This window comes from Stenotrophomonas sp. 86428_Sma, from assembly GCF_056481585.1.
Genome location: NZ_CM151156.1, coordinates 900,154 through 926,222 on the forward strand (window position 1 = coordinate 900,154; position 26,069 = coordinate 926,222).

Annotated in this window: 21 protein-coding genes and 1 pseudogene; 13 read left to right on the forward strand and 9 right to left on the reverse strand. The window is 67.1% G+C overall.

Annotation, left to right across the window (positions count from 1 at the left end; translation table 11 throughout):
- Nucleotides 1-247: 247 nt before the first annotated feature.
- The 3 genes and pseudogenes from ACZK3J_RS04100 to ACZK3J_RS04110 all read right to left on the reverse strand — a co-directional run bounded on the left by ACZK3J_RS04100 (nt 248) and on the right by ACZK3J_RS04110 (nt 4,540).
- Nucleotides 248-2,279, reverse strand: a pseudogene (locus ACZK3J_RS04100) (FAD-dependent oxidoreductase).
- 408 nt (nt 2,280-2,687) lie between these two features.
- Nucleotides 2,688-3,317 (reverse strand): membrane protein YczE, encoded by a 630-nt coding sequence (gene yczE / locus ACZK3J_RS04105; RefSeq protein ID WP_032130480.1) that lies wholly within the window; start codon nt 3,315-3,317, stop codon nt 2,688-2,690.
- A 203-nt stretch (nt 3,318-3,520) separates the two neighbouring features.
- Nucleotides 3,521-4,540, reverse strand: coding sequence for a zinc-binding alcohol dehydrogenase family protein (locus ACZK3J_RS04110; RefSeq protein WP_071229155.1), 1,020 nt, complete (start codon nt 4,538-4,540; stop codon nt 3,521-3,523).
- A 357-nt stretch (nt 4,541-4,897) separates the two neighbouring features.
- Here ACZK3J_RS04110 and ACZK3J_RS04115 point away from each other — a divergent pair, with 357 nt between their 5' ends.
- From ACZK3J_RS04115 to ACZK3J_RS04130, 4 genes are all read left to right on the forward strand, one after another.
- Nucleotides 4,898-5,989, forward strand: coding sequence for an OmpA family protein (locus ACZK3J_RS04115; RefSeq protein WP_010483958.1), 1,092 nt, complete (start codon nt 4,898-4,900; stop codon nt 5,987-5,989).
- Nucleotides 5,990-6,209: 220 nt separating this feature from the next.
- Nucleotides 6,210-6,716: a hypothetical protein gene (locus ACZK3J_RS04120; protein ID WP_010483956.1), complete on the forward strand. Its 507-nt coding sequence runs from the start codon at nt 6,210-6,212 to the stop codon at nt 6,714-6,716.
- A 20-nt stretch (nt 6,717-6,736) separates the two neighbouring features.
- Nucleotides 6,737-7,546, forward strand: a complete 810-nt coding sequence (locus ACZK3J_RS04125; protein ID WP_071229156.1) for a pseudouridine synthase — start codon at nt 6,737-6,739, stop codon at nt 7,544-7,546.
- A gap of 85 nt (nt 7,547-7,631) precedes the next feature.
- Nucleotides 7,632-7,967 carry a hypothetical protein gene (locus ACZK3J_RS04130; RefSeq protein WP_049463434.1) on the forward strand — a complete coding sequence of 112 codons (336 nt, stop codon included), beginning with the start codon at nt 7,632-7,634 and terminating at the stop codon, nt 7,965-7,967.
- 84 nt (nt 7,968-8,051) lie between these two features.
- Here ACZK3J_RS04130 and kbl read toward each other — a convergent pair whose 3' ends face one another.
- Nucleotides 8,052-9,260: a glycine C-acetyltransferase gene (kbl, locus tag ACZK3J_RS04135; RefSeq protein ID WP_005408238.1), complete on the reverse strand. Its 1,209-nt coding sequence runs from the start codon at nt 9,258-9,260 to the stop codon at nt 8,052-8,054.
- 206 nt (nt 9,261-9,466) lie between these two features.
- Here kbl and ACZK3J_RS04140 point away from each other — a divergent pair, with 206 nt between their 5' ends.
- A complete protein-coding gene (locus tag ACZK3J_RS04140; RefSeq protein ID WP_478476431.1) occupies nt 9,467-10,162 on the forward strand; it encodes a TorF family putative porin in 696 nt (231 codons plus the stop codon).
- Between the two features lie 144 nt (nt 10,163-10,306).
- On the opposite strand, the gene tdh is transcribed toward ACZK3J_RS04140, so the two are convergent.
- On the reverse strand, nt 10,307-11,329 hold the full coding sequence (tdh, locus tag ACZK3J_RS04145; RefSeq protein WP_478476432.1) for an L-threonine 3-dehydrogenase: 1,023 nt from the start codon (nt 11,327-11,329) through the stop codon (nt 10,307-10,309).
- A 432-nt stretch (nt 11,330-11,761) separates the two neighbouring features.
- Between tdh and ACZK3J_RS04150 the strand changes: the two genes are divergently transcribed.
- The 7 genes from ACZK3J_RS04150 (at nt 11,762) to ACZK3J_RS04180 (ending at nt 20,397) form a co-directional block, all read left to right on the forward strand.
- Complete coding sequence (locus tag ACZK3J_RS04150; RefSeq protein ID WP_049400929.1) at nt 11,762-13,924, forward strand: S46 family peptidase; 2,163 nt, start codon at nt 11,762-11,764, stop codon at nt 13,922-13,924.
- Between the two features lie 248 nt (nt 13,925-14,172).
- Nucleotides 14,173-14,817, forward strand: coding sequence for a histidine phosphatase family protein (locus ACZK3J_RS04155; protein WP_008268389.1), 645 nt, complete (start codon nt 14,173-14,175; stop codon nt 14,815-14,817).
- Nucleotides 14,818-14,858: 41 nt separating this feature from the next.
- The gene (folC, locus tag ACZK3J_RS04160) at nt 14,859-16,130 is read left to right on the forward strand and encodes a bifunctional tetrahydrofolate synthase/dihydrofolate synthase (RefSeq protein WP_149909477.1); all 1,272 of its coding nucleotides are present in this window, start codon (nt 14,859-14,861) and stop codon (nt 16,128-16,130) included.
- Between the two features lie 81 nt (nt 16,131-16,211).
- Nucleotides 16,212-17,240: an SPOR domain-containing protein gene (locus tag ACZK3J_RS04165; RefSeq protein WP_100437391.1), complete on the forward strand. Its 1,029-nt coding sequence runs from the start codon at nt 16,212-16,214 to the stop codon at nt 17,238-17,240.
- 46 nt (nt 17,241-17,286) lie between these two features.
- Nucleotides 17,287-18,066 (forward strand): CvpA family protein, encoded by a 780-nt coding sequence (locus tag ACZK3J_RS04170; protein WP_049400926.1) that lies wholly within the window; start codon nt 17,287-17,289, stop codon nt 18,064-18,066.
- 30 nt (nt 18,067-18,096) lie between these two features.
- A complete protein-coding gene (gene purF, locus ACZK3J_RS04175; protein WP_005408246.1) occupies nt 18,097-19,563 on the forward strand; it encodes an amidophosphoribosyltransferase in 1,467 nt (488 codons plus the stop codon).
- 9 nt (nt 19,564-19,572) lie between these two features.
- Nucleotides 19,573-20,397: a ferritin-like domain-containing protein gene (locus ACZK3J_RS04180; protein ID WP_478476433.1), complete on the forward strand. Its 825-nt coding sequence runs from the start codon at nt 19,573-19,575 to the stop codon at nt 20,395-20,397.
- 68 nt (nt 20,398-20,465) lie between these two features.
- On the opposite strand, the gene ACZK3J_RS04185 is transcribed toward ACZK3J_RS04180, so the two are convergent.
- Nucleotides 20,466-21,923 (reverse strand): DUF2235 domain-containing protein, encoded by a 1,458-nt coding sequence (locus ACZK3J_RS04185; protein WP_149909475.1) that lies wholly within the window; start codon nt 21,921-21,923, stop codon nt 20,466-20,468.
- A gap of 225 nt (nt 21,924-22,148) precedes the next feature.
- On the opposite strand from ACZK3J_RS04185, the gene ACZK3J_RS04190 reads away from it, so the two are divergent.
- Complete coding sequence (locus tag ACZK3J_RS04190; protein WP_149909474.1) at nt 22,149-23,402, forward strand: zinc-dependent metalloprotease; 1,254 nt, start codon at nt 22,149-22,151, stop codon at nt 23,400-23,402.
- A gap of 87 nt (nt 23,403-23,489) precedes the next feature.
- Here the strand turns inward: ACZK3J_RS04190 and lpxH are convergent, their stop codons facing one another.
- From lpxH to ACZK3J_RS04205, 3 genes are all read right to left on the reverse strand, one after another.
- Nucleotides 23,490-24,236 carry a UDP-2,3-diacylglucosamine diphosphatase gene (gene lpxH, locus ACZK3J_RS04195; protein WP_149909473.1) on the reverse strand — a complete coding sequence of 249 codons (747 nt, stop codon included), beginning with the start codon at nt 24,234-24,236 and terminating at the stop codon, nt 23,490-23,492.
- A 67-nt stretch (nt 24,237-24,303) separates the two neighbouring features.
- Nucleotides 24,304-24,843 carry a phosphatase PAP2 family protein gene (locus tag ACZK3J_RS04200; RefSeq protein WP_149909472.1) on the reverse strand — a complete coding sequence of 180 codons (540 nt, stop codon included), beginning with the start codon at nt 24,841-24,843 and terminating at the stop codon, nt 24,304-24,306.
- Nucleotides 24,824-25,969: a glycosyltransferase family 4 protein gene (locus ACZK3J_RS04205; protein ID WP_032129074.1), complete on the reverse strand. Its 1,146-nt coding sequence runs from the start codon at nt 25,967-25,969 to the stop codon at nt 24,824-24,826. Before ACZK3J_RS04205 ends, ACZK3J_RS04200 begins: the two co-directional genes overlap by 20 nt.
- Between the last annotated feature and the right edge of the window lie 100 nt (nt 25,970-26,069).

Below are 26,069 nucleotides of genomic sequence, written 5' to 3' on the forward strand. Positions count from 1 at the left end.
CGACAGGAGGCGGGGTACGACTTGGCGTCATGGGGAGGCGGCCATCGGGGCCGCCCCGTGGGCAGCCCCAAAAGAAACGATCAGTACCGATCGAGGGGCTGCGCCGGCTCACCGGAAACTGGCTGGTGAGCGGAAAGATGGCGCAAGGTAGGGGGGGATAGCCGAACGCATCGTGAACCGCCCGGCTTGACATTCAGGTTCGGTAGGGGTGACGGAAATCACATTCCGCCCCCCATTCAGGCGCTCATCAGAGCGCGGCGGCCACCCGGCTGCCCTGGTCGATGGCCCGCTTCGCATCCAGTTCGGCGGCCACATCGGCACCCCCGATCAGCTGCGCGTTGATGCCGGCGGCCTGCAGTTCGGCCTGCAATGCACGGTTCGGTTCCTGCCCGGCGCAGATCACCACGTGGTCGACCGGCAGCAGCTGCTCGCTGCCTTCCACGCGGATGCGCAGGCCTTCGTCGTCCACGCCCAGGTACTCGACGCCACCGAGCATGCGCACGCCCTTGGCCTTCAGTGTGGCGCGGTGAATCCAGCCAGTGGTCTTGCCCAGTCGCGCGCCGGGCTTGCCCGGGCTGCGCTGCAGCAGCCACAGCCGACGCGGTGACGCCTCGACCTCGGGCCGGCCCAGCGAGCCGCGGGCCTCGAACGCGCTGTCCACGCCCCATTCGGCCATCCAGCGTTGCGGGTCGAGGGAGGGTGACTCACCTGCGTGGCTGAGGAACTCGCCGACATCGAAGCCGATGCCGCCGGCGCCGATGATCGCCGCATTGGTGCCCACTTCAACCCGGCCCAGCAGCACGTCCAGGTAGCTGACCACCTTGGCGTGGTCGGCGCCGGGGAAGTCGACCTTGCGCGGGGTAATGCCGGTGGCCAGCACCACCTCGTCGAAGCCGGCCAGGGTGGCGGCATCGGCGCGGGTGCCGAGGCGCAGCTGCACGCCGGTTTCGGCCAGCGTGTGGCGGAAGTAGCGCAGGGTCTCGTGGAACTCTTCCTTGCCGGGGATGCGCTTGGCCACGTTGAACTGGCCGCCGATCTCCTCGTTGGCATCGAACAGGGTGACCTGGTGGCCGCGCTGGGCAGCGACGGTGGCACACGCCAGGCCTGCCGGGCCAGCACCGACCACGGCAACTTTCTTCGGCGTGGCGGTGGGGCGATAGACCAGCTCGGTCTCGTGGGCGGCGCGCGGATTGACCAGGCAGCTGGCCAGCTTGTTCTCGAACACGTGGTCCAGGCAGGCCTGGTTGCAGGCGATGCAGGTGTTGATTGCCTCGGCGCGGCCGGCACGGGCCTTGTTCGGCCATTGCGGGTCGGCCAGCAGCGGACGCGCCAGCGACACCATGTCGGCACCGCCGCTGGCGAGGATGCGCTCGGCGACGTCGGGCATGTTGATGCGGTTGGTCGCCACCAGCGGCACCTTCACATGCGGCTTGAGCTTGGCGGTGACCCCGGCGAAGGCAGCGCGCGGCACCGAGGTGGCAATGGTCGGAATACGGGCTTCGTGCCAGCCGATGCCGGAATTGATGATCGTCGCGCCGGCGGCCTCGATGGCCTGCGCCTGCTGCACGATCTCCTCCCAGTTGCTGCCGTCCTCCACCAGGTCCACCAGCGACAGGCGGTAGATGATGATGAAGTCCGGGCCACAGGCCTCGCGGATGCGGCGCACGATCTCGACCGCGAAGCGCATGCGCTGGTTCGCATCGCCGCCCCAGCGGTCGGTGCGCTTGTTGGTGCGCGGGGCGATGAACTCGTTGATGAGGTAGCCCTCCGAGCCCATCACTTCCACACCGTCGTAGCCAGCCTCGCGGGCCAGCTTCGCGCTGCGTGCGTAGTCGGCGATATGGCGCTCGACGCCGCTGGCCGACAACGCACGCGGGGTGAACGGGTTGATCGGTGCCTTCAGCTTCGACGGCGCCACCGACAGAGGGTGGTAGGCATAGCGGCCGGCATGCAGCAGCTGCAGGCAGATCTTCGCGCCGTGCTGGTGCGCGGCGGCGGTGAGCTGACGGTGCGGGCGTACTTCCCAGGGCCAGGACAGCTTGCCGCCGAACGGCTTCAGCCAGCCGACCACGTTCGGCGCGAAGCCAGCCGGTGACGATCAGGCCGACACCGCCCTCGGCGCGTTCGGCGAAGTAGGCCGCCAGCCGCGGGAAGTCGCGGGCGCGATCCTCCAGGCCGGTGTGCATCGAGCCCATCAATACGCGGTTGCGCAGCTGGGTGAAGCCCAGGTCCAGCGGGGCGAACAGATGGGGGTAGGCGCTTTCGTTGGCTGGCGACATTGTCGATACGCTTGCGTACGGAAGCGCGAAGCGTGCCGCGAAACGGCGGCCGGGGCAAGGGCCGCTGGATCGCGCCTGCGGCGCTGCCCCCAAACTCCGGGGGGCGGTAATGCCGGCCGCTGGCCGGGTACGCTCGGCACATGCGTGCTGTCGCTCCCGCAATTCGCTGCGCGAACCGCGGGCCCCACTTACCGGCCTCCACGCCCCCGCGCCTGCGGCGCTGCCCCCGAACTCCGGGGGGTAGTGCCGGCCGCTGGCCGGGTACGCTCGGCACATGCGTGCTGTCGCTCCCGCAATTCGCTGCGCGAACCGCGGGCCCCACTTACCGGCCTCCACGCCCCCGCGCCTGCGGCGCTCCCCCCGAACTCCGGGGGGTAGTGCCGGCCGCTGGCCGGCATCCTGGGCAGATCAGGGTGCTTGCGGCTGCCGGCCAGCGGCCGGCACTACCGGGGTGCGACCGATCCCGAACCAGCCCAGCGTGACACCACACAGCGGACCGATCAGCAGGGCGAAGGCGAGGGTGCCGAGCCCAACATTGCCGCCCAGCCACCAGCCCAGCAGCAGCACGCTGCCCTCGATCAGGCTGCGCACCTTCCAGATCGGCCAGCCGGTGCGGGCATGCAGGCCGGTCATCAGGCCGTCGCGCGGGCCGGGACCGAGGCGGGCGCCGATGTACAGGCCGGTGGCCAGCGCGACCAGCAGCATGCCGGCGCAGAACATTGCCAGCTGCCAGCCAAGGCCGACGGCCGGCGGCAGCAGCCATAGCCCGAACTGCGCGGAAGGGCCGATCAGCATCACGTTGAGCACGGTCCCTACACCCGGCTTCTGCCGCAGCGGCCACCACAGCAGCAACACCAGTGCGCCGATGACATTGGTCGCCAGGCCGAACGACAGCGGCGTCTGCGCGGCGATGCCCTGTGACAGGACATCCCAGGGCGCCACGCCGATGGCGGCACGGATCATCAGCGAGGCGCCGAAGCCGTACAGGAACAGGCCGGTGATCAGTTGCAGCAGGCGCAAGGGCAGGGCGGTGGGCATGGCGGTCTCGGGGGAGAGAAATCTGTTCCCACCGTAATCCCGATTCAGTCACTTCCATAGATACAGATGCCGACCAATCCGCCGCTACAGTGTCGTCGAGCGTGCTCGACTGCTCCTGATGAATCAGTCGAGCACGCTCGACGCTACGATCAGACCGCACGGCCGGGCATGGGCTCGGCTTTACATCGGCGTTCCAGCCTGGCTCAGTCGCCCCAGCCTGCCAGCGCCAGCTTGCCCACCGTGCGTCCGCTGGCCAGGCGCTGATGCGCGATGTCCAGATTTGCCGCATTGATCGGGCCCAGGCTTTCACTGAGGGTGCCGCGCAGCTGGCCGGCATCGATCATGCTGGCCGTGCGGCTGAGGATGCGGTGCTGCTCGATGCAGTCGGCAGTGGCAAAGCGCGAGCGCGCGAACATGAACTCCCAGTGGATGCCGATGCACTTGGCTTTGTAGGGATCGCCGATGCGCAGCGGCCCACGCGGCTCGACGATCAGGCCCACATGTCCCTGCGGCGCCAGCAGCAGGCCCAGTTCGTCCCAGTAGTGATCGGTGTCGGCCAGGTTGAGTGCGACCTGCACCGTGTCGATGCCCAGCGCCTGCAGCTGGGCCTGAAGTGGTTGCCGGTGGTCGATCACGTGCCGGGCACCCATCTGCCGGCACCAGTCGGCCGAGGCCTCGCGCGACGCCGTGGCGATCACCTCGAAACCCGCATGGCGGGCCAGCTGGATTGCCATCGAGCCGACCCCGCCCGCACCGCCGATCACCAGCAGGTGCTGGCCGGCGTGGCGGCGATCGTCCAGCCGCAGCGGCATGCGCTCGAACAGCAGCTCCCAGGCGGTGAGCGTGGTCAGCGGCAGCGCTGCGGCTTCAGCGAAATCCAGCGTGGTTGGCTTGCGCGCGACCAGGCGTTCATCCACCCAGTGGTACTGCGCATTGCAGCCGGGGCGGGTGACATCGCCTGCGTAATAAACCTCGTCACCGGAGGCAAACAGGCTCGCCTCGTCGCCGATTGCCTCGACCACGCCGGCAGCGTCCCAACCCAGCACGCGGGGTGCCTGGAGCGTGGCCGGATCCGTGCTGGCACGCTGCTTGCCATCGACGGGGTTGACTGAAACCGCCTCGACCCGGACCAGCAGGTCACGGCCCCGGGGAGGCAGCGGCGGAGGCAGGTGGATATCGCACAGGGCAGGGGCGGATTCACGACTCAGGGCGACGGCTTTCATCACGGCTCCGGCTGGGTTCGTGGCTCCATCATAAGGTTCCTCACGTTTCCGCAGACGCGCTGAACCGTTTGATGCAGCGCGCCGCGCAATATGTCGTTTTCCCCGCCTAAACCCCGTCAAACCCTTGCAGCGTGAGGGTCTTGCGGATTTTCATCATCCTGTATAGGGTTTCAACGTCGGACCGGCGGACGGTCGGGCGCAACACTTCACATGTTACGGGACTGTTAACATGGCCTTCACCCGCCTGAGCATAATGTTCGCGGCGGTGGCGTGCTGAATCGGCTGTCGTACATCGACGCACTTGTGCTGGCCCATGCCTCTACCGGTTTCATACCCCCGAAATAGGAGCTGTACTCAATGAACAAGAAGATCCTTACTGCCGCGCTGCTGGGCGGCCTGGCTTTTGCCCAGGCAGCTTCGGCGCAGGAGTTCGATGACCGCTGGTACCTGACCGGTTCGGCCGGCTTCAACTTCCAGGACAGCGACCGTCTGACCAATGACGCTCCGTTCGTGACCCTGGGCCTGGGCAAGTTCATCAGCCCGAACTGGTCGCTGGACGGTGAGCTGAACTATCAGAACCCGAACTTCGATTCGAACAAGGACCTGAACTGGTCGCAGTACGGCGTCTCGCTGGACCTGCGTCGCCACTTCATCAAGGAAGGCCGCGGCTGGAACCCGTACATCGTCGGTGGCCTGGGCTACCAGAAGTCGGAAGAAGAGTACCCGGCGCTGAATGCCAACGGTCCGCGCCAGCGTAAGGACGGCAACGTTGCCGCCAAGCTGGGCGTCGGCCTGCAGACCACCTTCGAAAAGCGCGTTGCTGTTCGCGCCGAAGTGGCCTACCGCGCTGACTTCGACGACCAGAGCGTTGCCGCTCCGAAGGAAGACTGGTTCGGTGACGTGCTGGCTTCGGTCGGCGTCGTGATCCCGCTGGGCCCGGCTCCGGTCGCGGCTGCTCCGGCTCCGGCTCCGGTTGCCCCGAGCTGCGCCGACCTGGATGACGACGGTGACGGCGTCAACAACTGCGACGACAAGTGCCCGAACTCGCAGCCGGGTCAGACCATCGGTCCGGACGGTTGCCCGGTGCCGGTCTCCATCGACCTGAAGGGCGTCAACTTCGACTTCGACAAGTCGAACCTGCGTCCGGACGCCGTGGCGATCCTGAGCGAAGCCACCGAGATCCTGAAGCGTTACCCGGATCTGCGCGTTGAAGTTGCCGGTCACACCGACTCGAAGGGTACCGACGCTTACAACCAGAAGCTGTCGGAGCGTCGTGCTACCGCCGTGTACAACTACCTGACCAAGAACGGCGTTGACGCCGGTCGCCTGGTCGGCCCGATCGGCTACGGCGAGAGCCGTCCGATTGCTCCGAACACCAACCCGGATGGTTCGGACAACCCGGAAGGTCGCGCCAAGAACCGTCGTACCGAGCTGAACGTCCAGAACTAAGTTCTGACGGTCTGCCAGTAGGACACAGCAGGACCCGGCTTCGGCCGGGTCTTGTTGTTTCTGCGGCCCGGAATCCGCGTGTCCGTCGGTCCGGGAACAACCGTTCGTCGGGTTTTTATCCGTAAAACCAATGAGTTGCCGTATTCATTGAAAGTGGCGCTTGAAAGCTGTCGCGGCATTGCTAAACTCGCCGCGTCACTTCCTTTCCTGGATGCCCTTCATGCTGCGCTCTGCATCGGCCGCCTTCCTGGCGCTGGCCCTGGTTCCCGCCGCCCACGCTGCGGTCGATTGCTCGGTCAACACCAGCGCCTCGCCGCTGCCGTTGCCGGCCACGACCATCGCGCCGGTGGCCGACGAGCTCTACATCCGTGGCAACCAGCTGGGCATGCCGGCCGGCGTGCTGAGCAGCAACTACGATCCGTCGCAGTCGCTGGACCAGGTGCTGCAGCGCCTGCGCATCGATGGTTGCCAGAACATCGCCAAGGCCATTCCGAGCGCCCCGGCAGTGAAGCCGAACGATCCGGCGGCCTACAAGCCGCAGACCGAATTCGACAACACGCCCTGGCGCTTCGACATGAGCCAGAACGGCAAGCGCATGACCGCCGAAGAGTTCGACGCCTGGATGAAGGCGCGTGGCGTGCGTGTGGTCAAGGCGCGTCCGGCTCCGGCCGCCACTCCGGCCCCGGCCGAAGCACCGGCTGAGACCAAGCCGGTCGACAAGAAGTAAGCACCGCGGGGAGCAGAGGCTTGCGCACGCGCCGCCCACCTGCCGCCCCCGCCGCCCGCTCCCACGCACCGCGTGGGCGTGCGACTCCCGCTGCCACAGCCGCCGGTGTCCGTCATGGCCTGGCGCGCGTGCTGTCCAAGGCCGGCGTGTGTTCGCGCAGCGAGGCCGCGCGCTGGATCGCCGATGGCCGCGTGCGCGTCTCCGGCCGCATCGTGCGGGATCCCGAATTCCCGATTGGGCAGCCGGCGCCGCCGATCGAGGTCGATGGCCAGCCGATGGGCGCGCCGCAGCGCCTGTACCTGATGCTCAACAAACCGCGTGGGGTGGTGACCACCGCGCAGGACGAACGTGGCCGCGATACCGTGTACCGGTGCTTCGATGGTGCCGGCCTGCCGTGGATCGCGCCGGTCGGGCGCCTGGACAAGGCCAGTGAAGGGTTGTTGCTGTTCAGCAACGATCCGCAGTGGGCCGCGCGCCTGACCGATCCAGAGACCGGCCCGCAGAAGACCTATCACGTGCAGGTGGATCGTCTGCCCGATGAGGACACCCTGGCCGCGCTGCGCGCCGGTGTCGAAGACGAGGGCGAGTTCCTCGTCGCCCAGGCTGTGCGCGTGCTGCGCAGCGGCGATAAGACCGCGTGGCTGGAGGTGGTCCTCGACGAGGGCCGCAACCGCCACATCCGCCGCCTGTTGGCGGCCTTCGACCTGCAGGTGCTGCGCCTGGTCCGGGTTGCGATCGGCGGGCTGCAGCTCGGCGATCTCGGCAAGGGCCAGTGGCGGGTGCTGGAGGTCAGTGACCAGCAGCGGCTGGGGGCCGCTGCACCGGGCTGATCATCGCCCGCGGCCGGCGGTTGCCGGCCACCGTTCCAGGCGTAGGGGGCGTCTGGCTGCTGAATTTCCCGAACGGAGCCTGCCCATGTACCACCCGACCCTCAACCAAACCCTGCGCTGCGCAGGCCTGCTGCTGCCGATGGTGCTGCTGACCGCCTGTGGTGGCCACAAGAAGGTGGCCAAGGCGGAAATGCCGGCCGAGACCCCGGTGGTGGAAGTGAAGACCCCGGAGCTGGATGGTCGCGGCAGCTACCGCTTCCTGATGAGCAACGGCGACAAGAAGATGACCGCCGATGAGTTCGATGCCTGGATGAAGGCCAATGGCATCCGCGTTGCCAAGGGTAACGGCCAGGATGCTGCCGCCAAGCCGGTGGTGGTGGCCAGCAAGGACGAGCCGAAGGGCAAGAAGAAAAAGAAGTGATGCCGGGAAGGTGCCGACCTCGGTCGGCACGCCCTCACGCCCGGTAGGTGCCGACCTTGGTCGGCACGCTTTGGCCGGTGGGGATCAACCCTTGATCACGCCCAGCTCGACACCGATGCGGGTGAACGCATCGATTGCGCGGTCCAGATGCTCGCGACTGTGCGCGGCGCTGATCTGGGTGCGGATGCGGGCCTGGCCCTTGGGCACCACCGGGAAGAAGAAGCCGATCGCGTAGATGCCTTCTTCCAGCAGGCGCTCGGCGAACTTCTGCGCCAGCGGTGCGTCGTACAGCATCACCGGGCTGATCGGGTGTACGCCCGGCTTCACGTCGAAACCGGCGGCGACCATCTTTTCGCGGAAGTAGCGGGTGTTTTCCACCAGGGTGTCGCGCAGATCGTCAGCGGCGGCCAGCATCTCGAACGCTTTGATGCCGGCGGCCACCACATGCGGCGGCAGCGAGTTGGAGAACAGGTACGGGCGCGAACGCTGGCGCAGCAGCTCGATCACCTCGGCGCTGGCGCAGGTGAAGCCGCCCAGTGCACCACCCATGGCCTTGCCCAGAGTGCCGGTGATGATGTCGATCTTTTCCAGCACGCCCTTCACTTCGGCCGAGCCGCGGCCGGTGGCACCGAGGAAGCCGGTAGCGTGGCATTCGTCGATGTGCACCAGCGCGTTGTACTTCTTCGCCAGCGCGGTGATCTCGTCCAGCGGGGCAATGAAGCCGTCCATCGAGAACACGCCGTCGGTGGTGATCAGCTTGGTCTTGCAGCCGGCGGCGTCGGCGGCCTGCAGCTGGGCTTCCAGGTCGGCCATGTCGCAGTTGGCGTAGCGGAAGCGCTTGGCTTTGCACAGGCGCACGCCGTCAATGATCGAGGCGTGGTTCAGCGCATCGGAAATGATCGCGTCGTTCTCGCCGAGCAGCGGCTCGAACAGGCCGCCGTTGGCATCGAAGCAGGCCGCGTACAGGATGGTGTCCTGCTTGCCGAAGAAGTCGGCGATCTGCTTCTCCAGCTGCTTGTGCAGGTCCTGGGTACCGCAGATGAAGCGCACCGAGGCCATGCCGAAGCCGTGGGTATCCAGCGCATCCTTGGCGGCCTGGATCAGGTCCGGATGGTCGGCCAGGCCCAGGTAGTTGTTGGCACAGAAGTTCAGCACCTTGCGGCCGTCCTCGAGGGTGATCTCGGCCGACTGCGGGCTGGTGATGATCCGCTCGGACTTGAACAGGCCCTGGGCGCGGATGGCGTCCAGTTCCTCGGCGTAGTGGCGGGTCAGGGCGGAGGAGGCGTCGGTCATGGCGTGGGCACGGCTCTGAACGGGGAAACCGCTGATTCTACCGGGCATCGCCGCTTGCCGACCGGCCCGGATGGGGCATCGCCACGGCCGGCACATGTTGCATCGCAATAGCAAACTGGTTAAAAATTCGTGAACCGGAGCTGTCCCGCTCCGGCCGCTACGCCCGCTCCCCGCCTTCCACGCCACCGCCCCCACCGGAGACGCTCATGAAGCACGCCCGTGCCTGCCTCGCCATTGCCGCTGCCCTGACCCTGGCCGGCCCGTTCGCCTCCAGCGCCCAGGAAAACGAATCGCCGTACAGCTGGAACGTCACCGCTGTTTCCGATTACCTGTTCCGTGGTGTGTCGCAGACCGACGAGGATCCGACCCTGCAGGCCGGTTTCACCTACACCAGCCCGGTTGGCCTGTATGCCGGCGTTTGGGGTTCGGGCGTGGACTTCGGTGCAGGTGATCCGAAGACCGAGGTCGACTACCTGATCGGCTACGGCGTGGACGTCACCGAGCGCGTCAACGTCGACGTGCTGCTGAACCGCTACACCTACCTGAAGTCCAGCCACCAGAACTACAACGAGCTGATCACCACCACCACGCTGGATGACACCTACAAGCTGACGGTGGCCTACACCAACGATGTGTGGAACAGCAGCACCGATGGCTGGTACTTCGGCCTGGGTGGCAGCTGGGGCCTGCCGAAGGACTTCACCCTGAATGCCAATGTCGGCCGCAGCACGTTTGAAAACGGCATCGCCAAGGATTACACCGACTGGAATGTCGGCGTTGAGCGCCAGTTCGGAATGGCCAAGGTCGGCCTGGGCTACTACGGTACCGACGGCAACGGCCGCGACAACTCCGGCAAGCTGGCCCACAGCCGCGTGATGCTGACCGTGGCCATCGGCAAGTAACGCTGCAGGCGTTACCGGTAGTGCCGGCCGCTGGCCGGCAACTTCGGGATGGCAAAGAAAAAGGCGCCCATCGGGCGCCTTTTTCAGTTTCAAGGTGTGCCGAGCAAGCTCGGCACCCACCCACCCATCGCGCGCGGCGAAGGGTCAATTCCAGCTCAACACCACCTTGCCGGCCTTGCCTTCTTCCATCAGGTCGAAGCCCTTCTGGAAGTCGTCGATCGGCAGCTGGTGGCTCATCACCTTGCCGAGCGGGAAGCCGGACAGCACCAGCTGGGTCATCTTGTACCAGGTCTCGTACATCTTGCGGCCGTAGATGCCCTGCACGGTCAGGCCCTTGAAGATGATCTTGTCCCAGTCGCAGCCGGCGCCCTTGGGCATGATGCCGAGCATGGCGATCTTGCCGCCGTGGTACATACAGTCGAGCATGTCGTTGAACGCGCGCGGGTTGCCGCTCATTTCCAGGCCGACGTCGAAGCCCTCCATGTGCAGCTCCTTCATCACGTCCTTCAGCGACTGGTTGGCCACGTTGACCACGCGGGTGGCACCCATGTCGGCGGCCAGCTTCAGACGGAAGTCGTTGACGTCGGTCACCACCACGTTGCGTGCACCGATGTGCTTGCAGATGCCGGCGGCGATGATGCCGATCGGGCCGGCACCGGTGATCAGCACGTCTTCACCGATCACGTTGAACTCCAGCGCGCAGTGCGCGGCGTTGCCGTAGGGATCGAAGAACGCGGCCAGCTCGGACGGAATCTGGTCCGGGATCGGCCACAGGTTGCTGGCCGGCATCACCATGTACTCGGCGAAGGCGCCGTTGACGTTGACGCCGATGCCGACGGTGTTCGGACACAGGTGCGGGCGGCCGCCACGGCAGTTGCGGCAGTGGCCGCAGACGATGTGGCCTTCGGCCGAGACGCGCTGGCCGATTTCATAGCCGGTCACGGCCGAGCCGAGTGCGGCGACGCGACCGACGAATTCGTGGCCGATGGTCAGGCCCGGCTTGATGGTGCGCTGGCTCCACTCGTCCCACAGGTAGATGTGCAGGTCGGTACCGCAGATCGCGGTCTTCTCGAGCTTGATCAGGACCTCGTTCGGGCCCGGGGTCGGAACCGGAACTTCTTCCAGCCAGATGCCCTTGGCCGCTTCGCGCTTGACCAGGGCCTTCATCGTTTGCTGCGCCATCGGGGTGGAACTCATCAGGGGGAAAGCGCGGATTATAGGGTGCCGCGCGGATTTCCCATGTTGCGCTGCGGGTGCAGTGGCGGAACGAAAGGCGTGCGCCGGCGGGCGTTTCGAACGTGCTGCGAACAGCGGCGTCGCTTCGCTCGCCGGGCATGGCTCGGCGCTACCGTCCGAGGCCAGGGGACTGTGGGGAGGCGAGAGGCCAGGCCGATGCAGGACCGTGAGCGCCATGGATGGCGCGACCGAGCCCCCATGGATGGGTTTACGGCGTGTCCTGCATCGGCCTGGCCTCTCGTCTCTGACCGATCGCAATGGAGATGCTGAACGGTGGAAGCACCTGATTGCATGACTTCCGGGGTTCGGGGCGGGGCAGGGCGGCGGGCTACAATCGAAGGTTCCACTACCAGGGGCCGCTCCATGCGCTCGAACCTGCTTGCATTCTCCATCGTCGCCAGCCTTGGGCTGGCCCAGGTCGCCCATGCCGCTGAAGGCATGTGGGTGCCGCAGCAGCTGCCGGAAATCGCCGGCCCGCTGCAGAAGGCCGGCCTGAAGTTGTCCCCGGAACAGCTGGCCAACCTGACCGGCGACCCGATGGGCGCGGTCGTCGCCCTCGGCGGCTGCACCGCCAGCTTCGTCTCGCCTCAGGGCCTGGTGGTCACCAACCACCACTGCGCCTACGGCGCCATCCAGCTGAATTCGACCGCGCAGAAGAACCTGATCAAGGACGGCTTCAACGCGCCGACCCTGAAGGACGAACTGAGTGCCGGCCCGAACGCCCGCGTGTTCGTGCTCGACCAGATCACCGACGTCACCGCCCAGGCCAAGGCCGCCATTGCTGGCGCCGGCAACGATCCGCTGGCCCGCAGCCGCGCGCTGGACGCCTTCGACAAGGCCCAGGTCGCCGCCTGTGAAGCCGACGCCGGCTTCCGCTGCCGCCTGTACAGCTTCTCCGGCGGCAACACCTACCGCCTGTTCCGCAACATGGAAATCAAGGACGTGCGCCTGGTCTACGCGCCTCCGGGCAGCGTCGGCAAGTTCGGCGGCGACGTCGACAACTGGATGTGGCCGCGCCACACCGGCGACTTCTCGTTCTACCGGGCCTATGTGGGCAAGGACGGCAAGCCGGCCGCCTTCGCCGCCGACAACGTGCCGTACCAGCCCAAGCACTTCCTGAAGTTCGCCGACCAGCCGCTGGGCGCCGACGACTTCGTGATGGTGGCCGGCTACCCGGGCCGCACCAACCGCTATGCACTGGCCGGTGAGTTCAACGAAACCGCCAGCTTCACCTACCCGACCATCGCCAAGCACTACAACGCAGTGCTGAAAATGATCGCCGACGCCGGCAAGGCCGACGCCGACGTCAAGGTGAAGTACGCAGCGACCGCCGCCAGCATGAACAACGTGGCCAAGAACTACCTGGGCCAGCTGGAAGGCTTCAAGCGCATCGACGCCGCAGGCCAGAAGCAGGCTGAAGAAGCCGCCGTGCTGGCCTGGCTGAAGAAGCAGGGCGCTGCCGGCAAGCCGGCCCTGGCCGCCCACGCGCAGCTGCTCAAGCATCTGGATACCAGCAAGTCGACCCGCGAACGCGACCTGTTCGTCGGCCAGTTCAACAACACCTCGGCCGTCGGCGCGGCGATCACCCTGTATCGCCTGTCGATCGAGCGCAGCAAGCCGGATGCCGAACGCGAAGCCGGTTACCAGGAACGCGACCTGACCACCATCGAAGGTGGCCTGAAGCAGATGGACCGTCGCTACGTGGCAAAGATGGACCAGCAGCTGCAGACCTACTGGCTGGACCAGTACGTGGCCCTGCCGGCCGCGCAGCGCGACAACGAAGTGCTGAACAAGTGGCTGGCCGGCAGCGATGCCGCTGCGGTCAAGTCGCTGGTGAACAAGCTGGGCGGCACCGAGCTGGGCAGCCTGGACAATCGCCTGAAGTGGTTCAAGGCCGATCGTGCCGCGTTTGAAGCCAGCAGCGATCCGGCCATCCAGTACGCCGTGGCCGTCATGCCGGCACTGCTGAAGCAGGAAGAGCAGAAGAAGATCCGCGAAGGCGAATCGCTGACCGCCCGCCCGCTGTACCTGCAGGCCGTGGCCGACTACAAGAAGAGCCAGGGCGAGTTCGTCTATCCGGATGCCAACCTGTCGCTGCGCATCACCTTCGGCAACGTCATGGGCTATGGCAAGGACGGTGTGAAGTACACCCCGTTCACCACCCTGGAAGGCGTGGCGGCGAAGGAAACCGGTGAAGATCCGTTCGATTCGCCGAAGGCGCTGCTCGATGCGGTCAAGGCCAAGCGTTACGGCGGCCTGGAAGACAAGCGCATTGGTTCAGTGCCGGTGAACTTCCTGTCCAACCTGGACATCACCGGCGGCAACTCCGGTTCGCCGGTGCTGGATGCCAACGGCAAGCTGGTCGGCCTGGCCTTCGATGGCAACTGGGAATCGGTCAGCTCCAACTGGGTGTTCGACCCGGTGATGACCCGCATGATCGCCGTCGACAGCCGCTACATGCAGTGGATCATGCAGGAAGTGGCGCCGGCGCCGCAGCTGCTGAAGGAACTGAACCTGGTCAAGTAAGGTTCGCGGTTCCGGGCGGTCCATCCACGCATGGCGTGGATCTACTGCCTGTACCGAGGGTAGTGCCGGCCGCTGGCCGGCAACCTCGACCAGATAGCCGGAGTTTCCGAAACCCCGCGACCCACGTCGCGGGGTTTTTTCATGCCCGGCCCGGCCGGGTGCGCCGAACAGGTATCATCCCTGTTCCGCGTACTTCACAGGATGTGAACGAAACGCGGAAACCTCCTCCCCCAGGACCCCTTGCACGCATGCGCATCCTGCTTGCCCGCCACGGCGAAACGCCGTGGAACGCCGAAGGCCGCTACCAGGGCCAGATCGATATTCCGCTTTCGCCGATCGGTGAAGCCCAGGCCCAGGCACTGGGTGCCCGCCTGGCCTCGGTGGACATCACCCGTGCCGTCGCCTCGCCGCTGTCGCGCGCGCAGCGCACCGCGCAGCTGGCGCTTGGCGCCGCGCGTGCCGACATGCTGCTGACCGAGCCGGAGCTGCAGGAAATCGCCCACGGTGAATGGGAAGGGTTGCTCGCCAGCGAGATCCACGAGAAGGATCCGTCGCGCCTGCAGGCCTGGCGCGAGGAGCCGGATACGGTGCTGATGCCCGGCGGCGAATCGCTGCGCCTGGTGCTGGAGCGCAGCTGGCGCGGCCTGGCGCGTGCCACCGAAGGCCTCGGCGAGCACGACACCCTGCTGGTGGTTGCGCACGATGCGGTCAACCGCGTGATCCTGTGCAAGGTGCTGGGCCTGCCGATTTCCCGCCTGTGGACCTTCCGCCAGGCGCCGACCACGCTCAACCTGCTCGAAGGCGCGGATCTGGACAGCCTGGAAGTGGTGCGCCTGAACGACTGCGCCCACCACACGCCGTTCTTCGGCGAAGCCAAGCACCGCGCACTCTGACCCGCCACACCGAACCACCTGTACCTGCTGGAAGCACTGCCGTGACGAACACCCCGACCACCCTGGCCGATTGGCTGGATTACATTGAACGCCAGCACCCGGCGACCATCGACATGGGCCTGGAGCGCGTGCGCGCCGTGGCCACGGCGATGGGTCTTGGCGCGCCGGCCGGGCGCACCATCGTGGTCGGTGGCACCAACGGCAAGGGCTCCACTGTGGCCTTCATCGAGGCCATCGGCCGTGCTGCCGGCTGGAAGGTCGGCGCGTATACGTCGCCGCACCTGCTGCGCTACAACGAGCGCGTGCGCATCGACGGGCAGGACGTGGACGATGCGGCGCTGGTCGCCGCGTTCAGCGCCATCGAGGCCGCGCGTGGCGAGATCACGCTGACCTATTTCGAGTACGGCACGCTGGCCGCGCTGCAGCTGTTCGCCGACGCCGGGCTGGACCTGGCGGTACTGGAAGTGGGCCTGGGTGGCCGTCTCGATGCGGTCAACATCGTCGACGCCGACGTGGCAGTGATCACCACCGTCGACATCGACCATGCCGAGTGGCTGGGCGAGGACCGCGAAGCGATCGGCGCCGAAAAGGCCGGCATCATCCGCGGCTGGAAGCCGGTGATCCTGGGCGAGACCGATCCGCCGTCCAGCGTGCTGGCGCGTGCCTATCTGGTCGGTGCCAACGCGATCCGCGGCGGCAGCGATTACTTCTACGAGCCGATCGACGCCCAGCGCTGGCGCTGGCGCGACGTCGGCCTGCGCATGGAGCTGCCGACCCCGGCGCTGGCCGGCCCGATCCAGCTGGCCAATGCCGGTGCTGCCATCGCCGCCCTGCGGGCGCTGGACAAGCCGGTGCCGCGTGCGGCGTGGGCTGCCGGTATCGCAGCAGCGCGTATCTCCGGCCGCATGCAGGCATTCGAGCGCGACGGCGTGCAGATCCGCGTGGACGTGGGCCACAACCCACAGGCGGCGGGCCAGCTGGCGCGTGCGCTGAAGGCCGAAGTGTCAGCCGGCCGCACCCTGGCGGTGTACGCCGCGTTGCAGGACAAGGACGCGGCGGGTGTGGTGCAGGCCCTGCAGGACGTGGTGGGCGAGTGGACCCTGGCCGGGCTGGACGGTCCGCGTGGGCAGAGCGCCCAGCAGCTGCAGGCACGCCTGAGCGGTACGGTGGCGGCCAAGGCACCGCTGGCCGATAGCGTCGAACAGGCCCTGGCGCAGGTGCTGGCCCAGGCTGAGCGGGGTGACCGGGTGCTGGTGTTCGGCTCCTTCCATACCGCCGCTGCGGCCCTGCAGTGGCTGCAGGGCGACGCCTGATCCGCGTTCAGCCAACGCCGACGCCGGCCGGTCCGGCACCCGTATAATCGACGGCAATCTCCGGACAGTTGCCTGCCTCACGTGGATACGCCTCTGAAACAGCGTCTGATTGGTGCCATCGTGCTGGTGGCACTGGCCGTGATTTTCCTGCCGATGCTGGTCAAGGGACCCGCACCCGACAGCGGTGTCGCCAATGTGCCGATCGCCGCGCCGGATGCGCCGGCCGATGGTCAGTTCGAAACCCGTGAGCTGCCGCTGGTCGCCCCGGCCGGTGGTGCCACCGGCCTGCAGACCGGGCAGGCCAAGCCGCTGCAGGAGGCTGCCACGCCGGCTACGCCGCCGACCGTGGACACCTCGCCGGCAGTCGCCGCCGGCAACTATGCGGTCACCTTCGGTGCCTACGGCAGCAAGGCCGACGCCGATGCGGTGATCGCCTACCTGAAGCGCTCGCAGCTGCCGGGCTTCGCCGAAACGGCCACCATCAACGGCCGCCAGGCATGGCGCGTGCGCGTTGGACCTTACGCCGACCGTGCCCAGGCCGAAGCGGCCCGCCTGCAGGCGGTGAAGATCCGTGCGGATGTGAAGGCCGAAGTGATCACCCTGGACGCGGCGGCCGGCAGCAGTGCCCCGGTTGCGGCCACCCCGGCACCGGCTGCGCCGAGCGCCAGCACCCCGTCCGCAGCTGTTGCGCCCTCGGCCAGCGGCAACCCGGTCCGCAGCGAAAGCCTGCCGCCGAGCACGCCAACGGCGACCGCGCCGCCGGCCGCCAAGCCGGAACCGCCGAAGCCGGCGCCGAAGCCCGAACCGAAGCCGGAGGCCACCGCCAGCAAGCCGGCGACGGTGCCGACCACACCGGCAGCACCGGCTGCCAGCGGCGTCGGCTTTGCCGTGCAGCTGGGCGCGTTCGGTCAGGCCAACGATGCCAATGCCCTGCGCGACAAGGTTCGTGCCGCTGGTTTCAGCGCTTTCGTCGAGCAGGTGCGCACGGACAAGGGCACCTTGCATCGCGTCCGCGTCGGGCCGGTGGCCAACCGCGCTGACGCCGAGCAGCTGAAGGCGCAGGTCGCTGCCAAGGTCGGCGTGGCCGGCATGGTCCGACCGCACCCATGACCCACGCGCAGCCCCGTTGCCAGCGCCGCCGAAGGAGCGGGGCGCCATGATCGACGTGGTGCTGCTGATCGTGATCGCCGCCTCGACCCTGCTGGGGATGCTGCGCGGCTTCGTCGGAATCGTCATCGGCACCCTGTCGTGGCTGCTGGCCGCGTGGGCGGCCTTCGCCTTCGGTAATGACGCGGCCCACTGGTGGGCCGCGCCGGCGGCCCCCGGAGGCGAGCACTTCGTCGGTGGCTACCTGGGGGTCGGCATCGGCGTGATGATCGTGGTCGCGGTGATCGGCATGGTCATCAAGGCCCTGGTCCACCGCAGCATGCTGACCAGCCTGGACCGCCTGCTGGGCGGGGTGCTGGGCGCGGTGCGAGGCGGCCTGATCGCCGCGGTCCTGCTGCTGCTGGGCAGCTTCACCCCGCTGACCGCCGAACCCTCCTGGCAGCGCTCGGCGGTGCGTCCGTTGCTGAACCCGACCGTGGCCTGGATGAACAGCAAACTGCCGCACTGGGAGGTTCCCGGGGCCGATCTGCTGCCCAAGGCCTTGCCGACCGACGCGCTGTCCCCATCTGCATTGATGGAGTTGGGCAAGAACGCAGGCGCCGGGTTGGGAAAGCCGGGCGCGGCAGGCGATAATGGCATCCTCAACCAGGTAGTGGCAGGCAGCGGATGGCTGCGGCCTGCGAAAGCGGAACAGGGCGATTCCTACGATCCGGCCGAAGTGCGCCCGGACGCTCCTGCACTGCCGGACAGTATCGAGCCGGGCGATCCGGCCAACGTCGACCGCGCGCGCGGCGACCACCGCGGCCAGGTACGGCCACCTTCCTTGTAACTGGGCACAGCCCAGCGGAGACCTCGCACCATGTGTGGCATCGTCGGAATCGTCGGCAACCAGAACGTCGCCGGGCAGTTGTATGACGGCTTGACCGTCCTCCAGCACCGTGGCCAGGACGCGGCGGGCATCGCCACCGCCAACGGCAGCCGCCTGCGCGTGCAGAAGGCCACCGGCCTGGTCCGCGATGTGTTCGATGCCCGCACCATGTCCACCCTGGAAGGCAGCGTCGGCATCGCCCATGTGCGCTACCCGACCGCCGGTTCGGAAGGCATGGACGAGGCACAGCCCTTCTACGTCAATTCGCCGTACGGCATCGCGCTGGCCCACAACGGCAACCTGATCAACACCGAAGCGCTGCGCCAGCAGGTGTTCGAACAGGACCGCCGCAACGTCAACACCGATTCGGACAGCGAAGTGCTGCTGAACGTATTTGCCTATGAACTGGAGCAGCAGCGCCAGCTCAGCCCGGAAGCCGCGATCCGCGCGGTGGCCGGCGTGCACCGCCGCTGCAAGGGCGGCTATGCGGTGGTCAGCGTGGTGCTGGGCCTGGGCCTGGTCGCCTTCCGCGATCCGCATGGCATCCGGCCGCTGGTACTGGGCAAGCGCAGCCACGCCGAAGGTGACGAGTACATCGTCGCCTCCGAGTCGGCCGCGCTGGACGTGCTGGGCTTCCAGCGCGTGCGCGACGTGCAGCCGGGCGAAGCGCTGGTGATCACCGCGCGTGGCGAGCTGTTCTCGGAGATCTGCGCCGAGCCGGCCGAGCACACCCCGTGCATCTTCGAATACGTGTACTTCGCGCGCCCGGATTCGATGATCGACAACGTCTCGGTACACAAGGCGCGCATGCGCATGGGCATCAAGCTGGGCGAGAAGATCCTGCGCCTGCGCCCGGACCACGACATCGATACCATCATCCCGATCCCGGATACCTCGCGCGATGCCGCGCTGGAGATCTCCAACGTGCTCGGGGTGAAGTACCGCGAAGGCTTCATCAAGAACCGCTACATCGGCCGCACCTTCATCATGCCGGGCCAGGGCGAACGCGTGAAGTCGGTGCGCCGCAAGCTCAACCCGATCCACCTGGAGTTCCGCAACCGCGTGGTGCTGCTGGTGGACGATTCGATCGTGCGCGGCACCACCAGCCAGCAGATCGTGCAGATGGCCCGTGATGCGGGCGCGCGCAAGGTCTACCTGGCCAGCGCGGCACCGCCGGTGCGCTACCCGAACATCTACGGCATCGACATGCCGGCGGCCGAAGAGCTGGTCGCGCACAACCGCACCGTGGAAGAGATCGAAGCCCACCTGGGCTGCGACTGGCTGATCTACCAGGACCTGGAAGACATGGAAGCGGCGGTGAGCGAGGGCAACCCGGCGCTGCGCAACTTCGATTCGTCCTGCTTCAACGGCCACTACCCGACGGGTATCGAGCCGGGCTACTTCGAGCGCATCCAGCAGCTGCGTTCGGACGACGCCAAGCACAAGCGCCGCGCCTGAGGTCCAGGCGTGGTCGATGTACCCGACGTTGGTGGCGACCTGCTGCGCGCTGCGCAGCAGTGCCTGGCCGAAGCCGACCCGCTGCGCAAGGTGGCGCTGACCCAAGCCTATGCCGCCGCGTTCCGTGCTGGCCGCCTGAAGGTGGCGGCCGATGCACCGCCGCCGGAGCCGATCTGCATGCCGGGCCGGCCGGCACGGCTGGTGCTGGTGCATCCGCGCGAAGTGCCGCGGCGCGGACTGGGCGGCGTGGAAGGGCGTGCCGCCTTCATCCACGCCATCGCCCATATCGAACTCAACGCGATCGACCTGGCCTGGGATGCGGTGTACCGCTTCCGCGGCCTGCCGCCGGCGTTCCATGCCGACTGGGTCAGCTGTGCCGACGACGAATCGCGGCACTTCATGCTGTTGCGCGAACGCCTGCAGGTGCATGGCCACGACTATGCCGATTTCCCAGCGCACAACGGCCTGTGGGAAATGTGCGAAAAGACCGCCCATGATGGCCTGGCACGCATGGCGCTGGTGCCGCGCGTGCTGGAAGCGCGCGGCCTGGACGTAACGCCCGGCATGATCGGGAAGCTGCGCAATGTCGGCGATGGCGAAACTGCCGATGTGCTGGAAGTGATCCTGCGCGAGGAAGTGGCGCACGTCGCTGCCGGTTCGCGCTGGTACCGCTGGTACTGCGACCGCGCCGCTGTCGAGCCGCGTGCGCGCTTCAAGGAACTGTTGGTGGAGTACGCCGGCGGCTACCTGCATGGGCCATTCAACATCGAAGCGCGCCTGCTGGCCGGGTTCGATGCGGATGAGTTGGCCAACCTGGTTGAACAGGCCGGCTGAAGAAAAGGGGACGGAGGGGATTAAGTCGTTTGTGGCACAAACGACTTAATCCCCTCCGTCCCCTTTTTTCATGCGTTCGGCAACACCACGCGCTTGCCATCCACCGTTGGCCGGTTGATGTAGAACAGGCCGGGACCCGGCCGGTACGGCAGTTCGCTGACGCCGGCATCGGCGGCGTAGGTCAGTGCGGTGTCGCCCAGTGCATCGAAGTTCCAGTGCGCCGACTGCATCAGGTAACGCCGTCGCAGGAGCGCCTCCTGTGTCTGCGTCAGCGGCTGTCCGGCCACCAGTCGGCGTGCAATCGGCTGCAGGGCGGACGGCAGCTCCCAGCCGGGAACTCCAGCGGCATTGGCGGTCCATTGCACGCCAGCATCGATGGCCTGCTGCTGCATCACCTGCAGTGCGATCAGCTGGTAACGCCAGTCGATGCGCCGACGCAGCACCACCGCGGCGGTCACATACAGCACCGGCGACAACAGCACGCTGCGGCTGCCGGCGCGACGCTGCTGCTGCCACTGGTGCCAGACGTCCACCCAGATCTCCTTTTCACCCACGCCCAGCTGCTGCCGCCAGCGTTCGGCGTCGGCCTGCGTTTCGGCGTAGGCCGTGGTGGCCTGCAGCAACGCCAGTGGAGGGACCTGGTAGTCGGAAACCGGTGGGCGACGCAGCTGCTGCCGGCGTGGACGGCTGAGCAGCTTGGGCCCTTCTTCCAACTGGTTGTAGCCACCGCCGATGTTGGCGTGCACGCCGGGCAGGGCGATCTCGGTGAACGTTGGCGCGACGCTGGTCAATGGATAGTGTTGGCGATGCTCGTCACGCGCGGCCAGTTGCACGACGTGTGCCGCGATGCCACTGCGCAGGGCGAGCTGCGGGTGTTCATCGGCGCGGCCACCATTGACTGCAACCACGGTGTCGAACAGCCCGATGAAGCGCAGCACCGGCGTGACGGCGGCGAAGTCCGCAGTGCAGGGCAGGCCGGCGCCCTGCAGCAGCTGGCGCCAGCGCGCGCTGTCCCAGGCCTGCAGCTGGTTTGCGATATCACGTGCCGCGGCAGCACCGCGCGAATAGCCGAACAGATCCAGCTGCACGCCACGCAGCGGTCGCTGCCAGCGCGCGGACAGCTCGGCCAGTGCCGCCGGCAGCAGCACCTGCAGCGCGCGCTGCACTTTCGCGCGAACGCCACTGGCACCGATGCCGAAGGCCAGTCCGATCAGATCGTCATCGGCTTCATCGCGGGTCCCCACGCCCTCGACATAGATCGACAGCGAAGGCGCGGCCATCGCATCGCGGCGGCTGTCCGGATACAGCTGCCGCAGGCGCGCGATGTTGGTCAGGCCGTTGTCGTAGCTGCTGGTCAGCCGGCTCTGGTAGGTCGAATCATCATCCGCGCGCAGCTGCGCCGGGCGTGGCTGCGGAACCTGTGGGCGACCGCGTGCCAGGTTGTGTGCGTTGTTGCGGGTGCCATCGAAGAACAGGCCGATCCGCAGCAAGCCGACATCTTCGTCCGTGTCCTGCGATGGTGCCATGTGCATTCCCCGTCGTGGCTGCGTCACGGTAGCGCGAAAGCGGTGTATTGGCGAAGTGTAGTGACGCTTTTGACCTTACTTAACGCAGATGCGGTCGATCACAGTTCCTGATTTTCATTCCCATCTTCTATTGAATTCACATGACCCGCGCAGGCCAGATGGCCAGACCCGGTAGACCCGGGCGTGCTGCATCAACGCTGTTCACATCATTCAAGGAGCGACGCAATGTTGTCCAGATCGATTGGCAAAGCGGCAGGTGGCCTGGTGTTGGGTTTGTCGGTGGCAGCGGCCGCGCATGCGGCACCGTTGTTCGAGCCGGTGACGGTCATCAGCCGCGCATCGGCAAACAGTGAGCCCGCGCTGGGCAAGCTGCTGGCCACCCCGTCCACCGCGACGGTACAGGAAGTGCGTGTCGACGCTGCTGCCACTGCGCAGCCGCAGCTGGAGTTCGAACTGCTTGGCCAGCGCGTGCAGGCGGTGCGCAGTAAGGTGGAAGCCCTGCCCGATGGCGGCAGCATCTGGTACGGCCAGTTGCGCTCGCCGTCCGATCGGCTGACTGCCGCCACTTCGAACGGCCAGGATGATCCTGGTAATTCAGTGATCCTGGTGCGTTCGGGCAACACCCTCACCGGTTCGATCCGCAAGGACGGCAAGTTGTATCGCCTGCGCCCACTGGGCAACCGCCATGTACTGGTGGAAGTGGATGAATCGCGGATGCCGGCCGACCATCCGGCCGACTACAACCAGCTGCCGAAAATCCCGATGGGCAACAATGACCGCATCGGCATCGCGCAGGCCTCGTCCGGTACCCCGGCCACCATCCGCGTGCTGGTGGTGGCAACCAATGCAGCGGTAACGGCCTATGGCGGCAACATGCAGTCGCTGGTGCAGCTGGCGGTGGCCGAATCCAACCAGGGCTACGTCAACAGCAACGTGGGCATCACCCTGCAGCTGGCCGGCTATGAAACCACCAGCTACACCGAATCCGGCAACTTCACCACCGACCTGACCCGCTTCCGCAACACCAGCGACGGCTACATGGACAGCATCCACACCAGCCGCAACAACACTGCGGCCGATGTCGGCGTGCTGCTGATCAACAACACGAGCTACTGCGGGTTGGCCTCGGGCATCGGTTCGACGGCATCGACGGCGTTCGCGGCGGTGTACTGGGATTGCGCGACCGGCTACTACTCCTTCGCGCATGAGATCGGCCACCTGCAGAGTGCGCGGCACGATATCGCCAGTGATCCCAGCACGTCGCCCTATGCCTATGGGCACGGCTATCGCTACGAGCCGGCCTCCGGTTCGCGCTGGCGCACGATCATGGCTTATGACTGCTCGGCCGGCTGCCCGCGCCTGAACTACTGGTCCAACCCGAACATCAGCTACAACGGCATCCCGATGGGCAATGCCAGCACCGCCGACAACCAGCGCGTGCTGGTCAATACCAAGGCCACCATCGCGGCCTTCCGCTGAGGCCAACCGCCGACCGAGGTCGGCGTCTACCCGGGTGCGTTCACCTGCCCTGGTAGATGCCAACCTTGGTTGGCACCCCGCGATCCATCATTCGCGCGCGAGCGTATCCAGCGACCAGCCGCCGGCATCCACGCGCAGCACCGATCCCTGTTCGTACCAGTCACCCAGCACGATGCGGTTGCAGGCACGGCCACCGGCCTGCAGCATGTGCACCGCCGGGCGATGGGTGTGGCCGTGGATCATGGTGTCCACGCCATGGCGCACGAAGGTGGCATCGACTTCGGCGGGTGACACGTCGGTTACCGACTCGAACTGCGCACGATCATCCTGCTTCATTTCCGACTGGCGGGCCTGGCTGGCGTCGCGTGCCTTCTGCGCGAAGGCGATGCGTGCGGCCAGCGGCTGCGACAGGAACTGCGCCTGGAAGACCGGGTCGCGCGTCTGTGCACGGAACTGCTGGTAGGGGATGTCGTCCGTGCACAGCAGGTCGCCGTGCTGCAGCAGCACCGGGCGGCCGTACAGCTCGATCACGCACGGGTCGGGCAGGATGCGCAGGCCGGCACGGCGCGCATAGTCTTCGCCGAGCAGGAAGTCGCGGTTGCCGCGGATGAAGTACACCGGTACGCCGCTGTCGGAAAGTACCTTCAGCGCGTCGGCCACCGCATCGGCAGCAGGTGAGGGCGTGTCGTCGCCGATCCAGGCTTCGAACAGGTCGCCGAGGATGTACAGCGCATCGGCGCCGGGCGCCTGCTCGCGCAGGAAGCGCAGGAACAGGTCGGTGATCTCCGGACGGCTGGGGTCCAGGTGCAGGTCGGAAATGAACAACGTGGTCATGCAGGCATTCTAGGGCATCCACCGCCGGGCATGGCCCGGCGCTACCGAAGGGATCTGACCCCGGGGGCTACACCGGCAGCGGCAACCAGGCCAGGCTGGCCGATGCCAGCAGGATGGCAATGCCGGTGGCGGCCAGTACATCGGACGGGTAGTGCAGGCCCAGCACCACCCGCGACAGCGCGACGCCGAAGGTGAACGGCACCAGCAGCGGCGCCAGCCACGGGTAGTAGGCCAGCGCGACGATGGTGAACGACACCGCGTGCAGGGTGTGCCCGGAGGGGAAGCTGAACTCGTCCAGCGGCGCCACCCAGGCGCGGATGCGCAGATCGGCCGCATACGGGCGGGGACGCCGGGTCCAGCGCTTGAGGCTTTTGTAGAGCAGCAGTGCGGCCAGGCCGGTGGCGGCCATGTGCACCGATGCACGCAGTCCTTCGAAGCCGTCCAGCGCCACCAGCGCGCCCATCAGCACGTACCAGAACACGCCATCGCCGAGCCGGCTGATGACCGAGAACAGGCGACGCACGCGGCGACGCCGGCAGTAGTGGTTGGCCCGGCGGCAGAGCCGCGCCTCGCGGCCAGCCAGCAGCTCAAGCGGCGTGGTGCGCATGGCCGCTCCTCCGCGACTGGGCCAGCTCGGCCAGCAGGGCATCGAATTCGGCAACCACCTGCTGTGGATGCAGGCGCTTCATCGCACGCGCGGCGCTGCTGCCGAATTCGCGGCGCCGTGCATCATCGGCGGCCAGCTGCACCGCTGCCTCGATGAACTGCTCATCGTTTTCCACGGCCGCACCGTTCTCGCCATCACGCAGGTATTCGCGGGCCGCACCGTAGTCGAAAGCGACGGTGGCCAGGCCGCTGGCCATGCTTTCCAGGGTCACGTTGCCAAAGGTCTCGCTGCGGCTGGGGAACAGGAACAGGTCACCGCTGGCGAAATGCCGTGCCAGGGCTTCGCCGCGCTGGATGCCGCAGAAAATGAAATCGGGGTTTTCATGTGCCAGTTTTTCGCGGGCCGGACCATCACCCACCCAGACGAAGCGGGCTTTGGGCCGGATCTGCTGCAGGCGGCGGAAGGCTTTCACCGCCAGGCCAAGGTTTTTTTCCGCAGCGATGCGGCCGACATGGATCGCGACCAGGCCGTTGCCGTCCACGCCCCATTCCTCGCGCAGCGCCGGGTCGCGCCGGCCCGGATCGAACTGCTGGCTGTCGACCGCGCGTGCCAGCAGGCGCACGCGTTCGAAGCCCTGTTCACCGAGGAACTGCTGCAGCTCGCGGGTGGGCACCAGGGTTGCATCGGCCTGGTTGTGGAACCGGCGCATCCAGCGCATCGCGGCAGCCTGCAGCCAGGCCACGCCGTAGTCGGGCAGGTACTCGTCGAAGCGGGTATGGAAACCACTGGCGACCGGAATGCCAAGGCGGCGCGCGGTGCGCAGCGCCGACCAGCCCAGCGGGCCTTCGGTGGCGATGTAGACCGCATCGGGACGCTGCTGCTGCCAGTGGCGGTTGAGCCGGATCGGTGCAGGCAGGCCGAAGCGCAGGCCGGGGTAGCGCGGCAGTGCGGCGCCCGGCACCAGCAGCGTGCCCGGTGCCGAGTCCAGTGCTTCGCTGGTCTGGCGTGGCCGGATCAGGTCGATGTCATGGCCGGAATTGCGCAGTCCCTGCTCCAGGCCCTGCACGGTCAGGGCAACGCCGTTCACTTCCGGCGGGTAGGTCTCGGTGACGATGGCATAGCGCATGGCGGGCCTCCGGGTTTCCGGCATGCTCGGGCCTGGCGATGTAGCCGATATGACCGCTTTGCGACCACGGGATGACGGTGGTCAGGTCCCTGTACGAAGC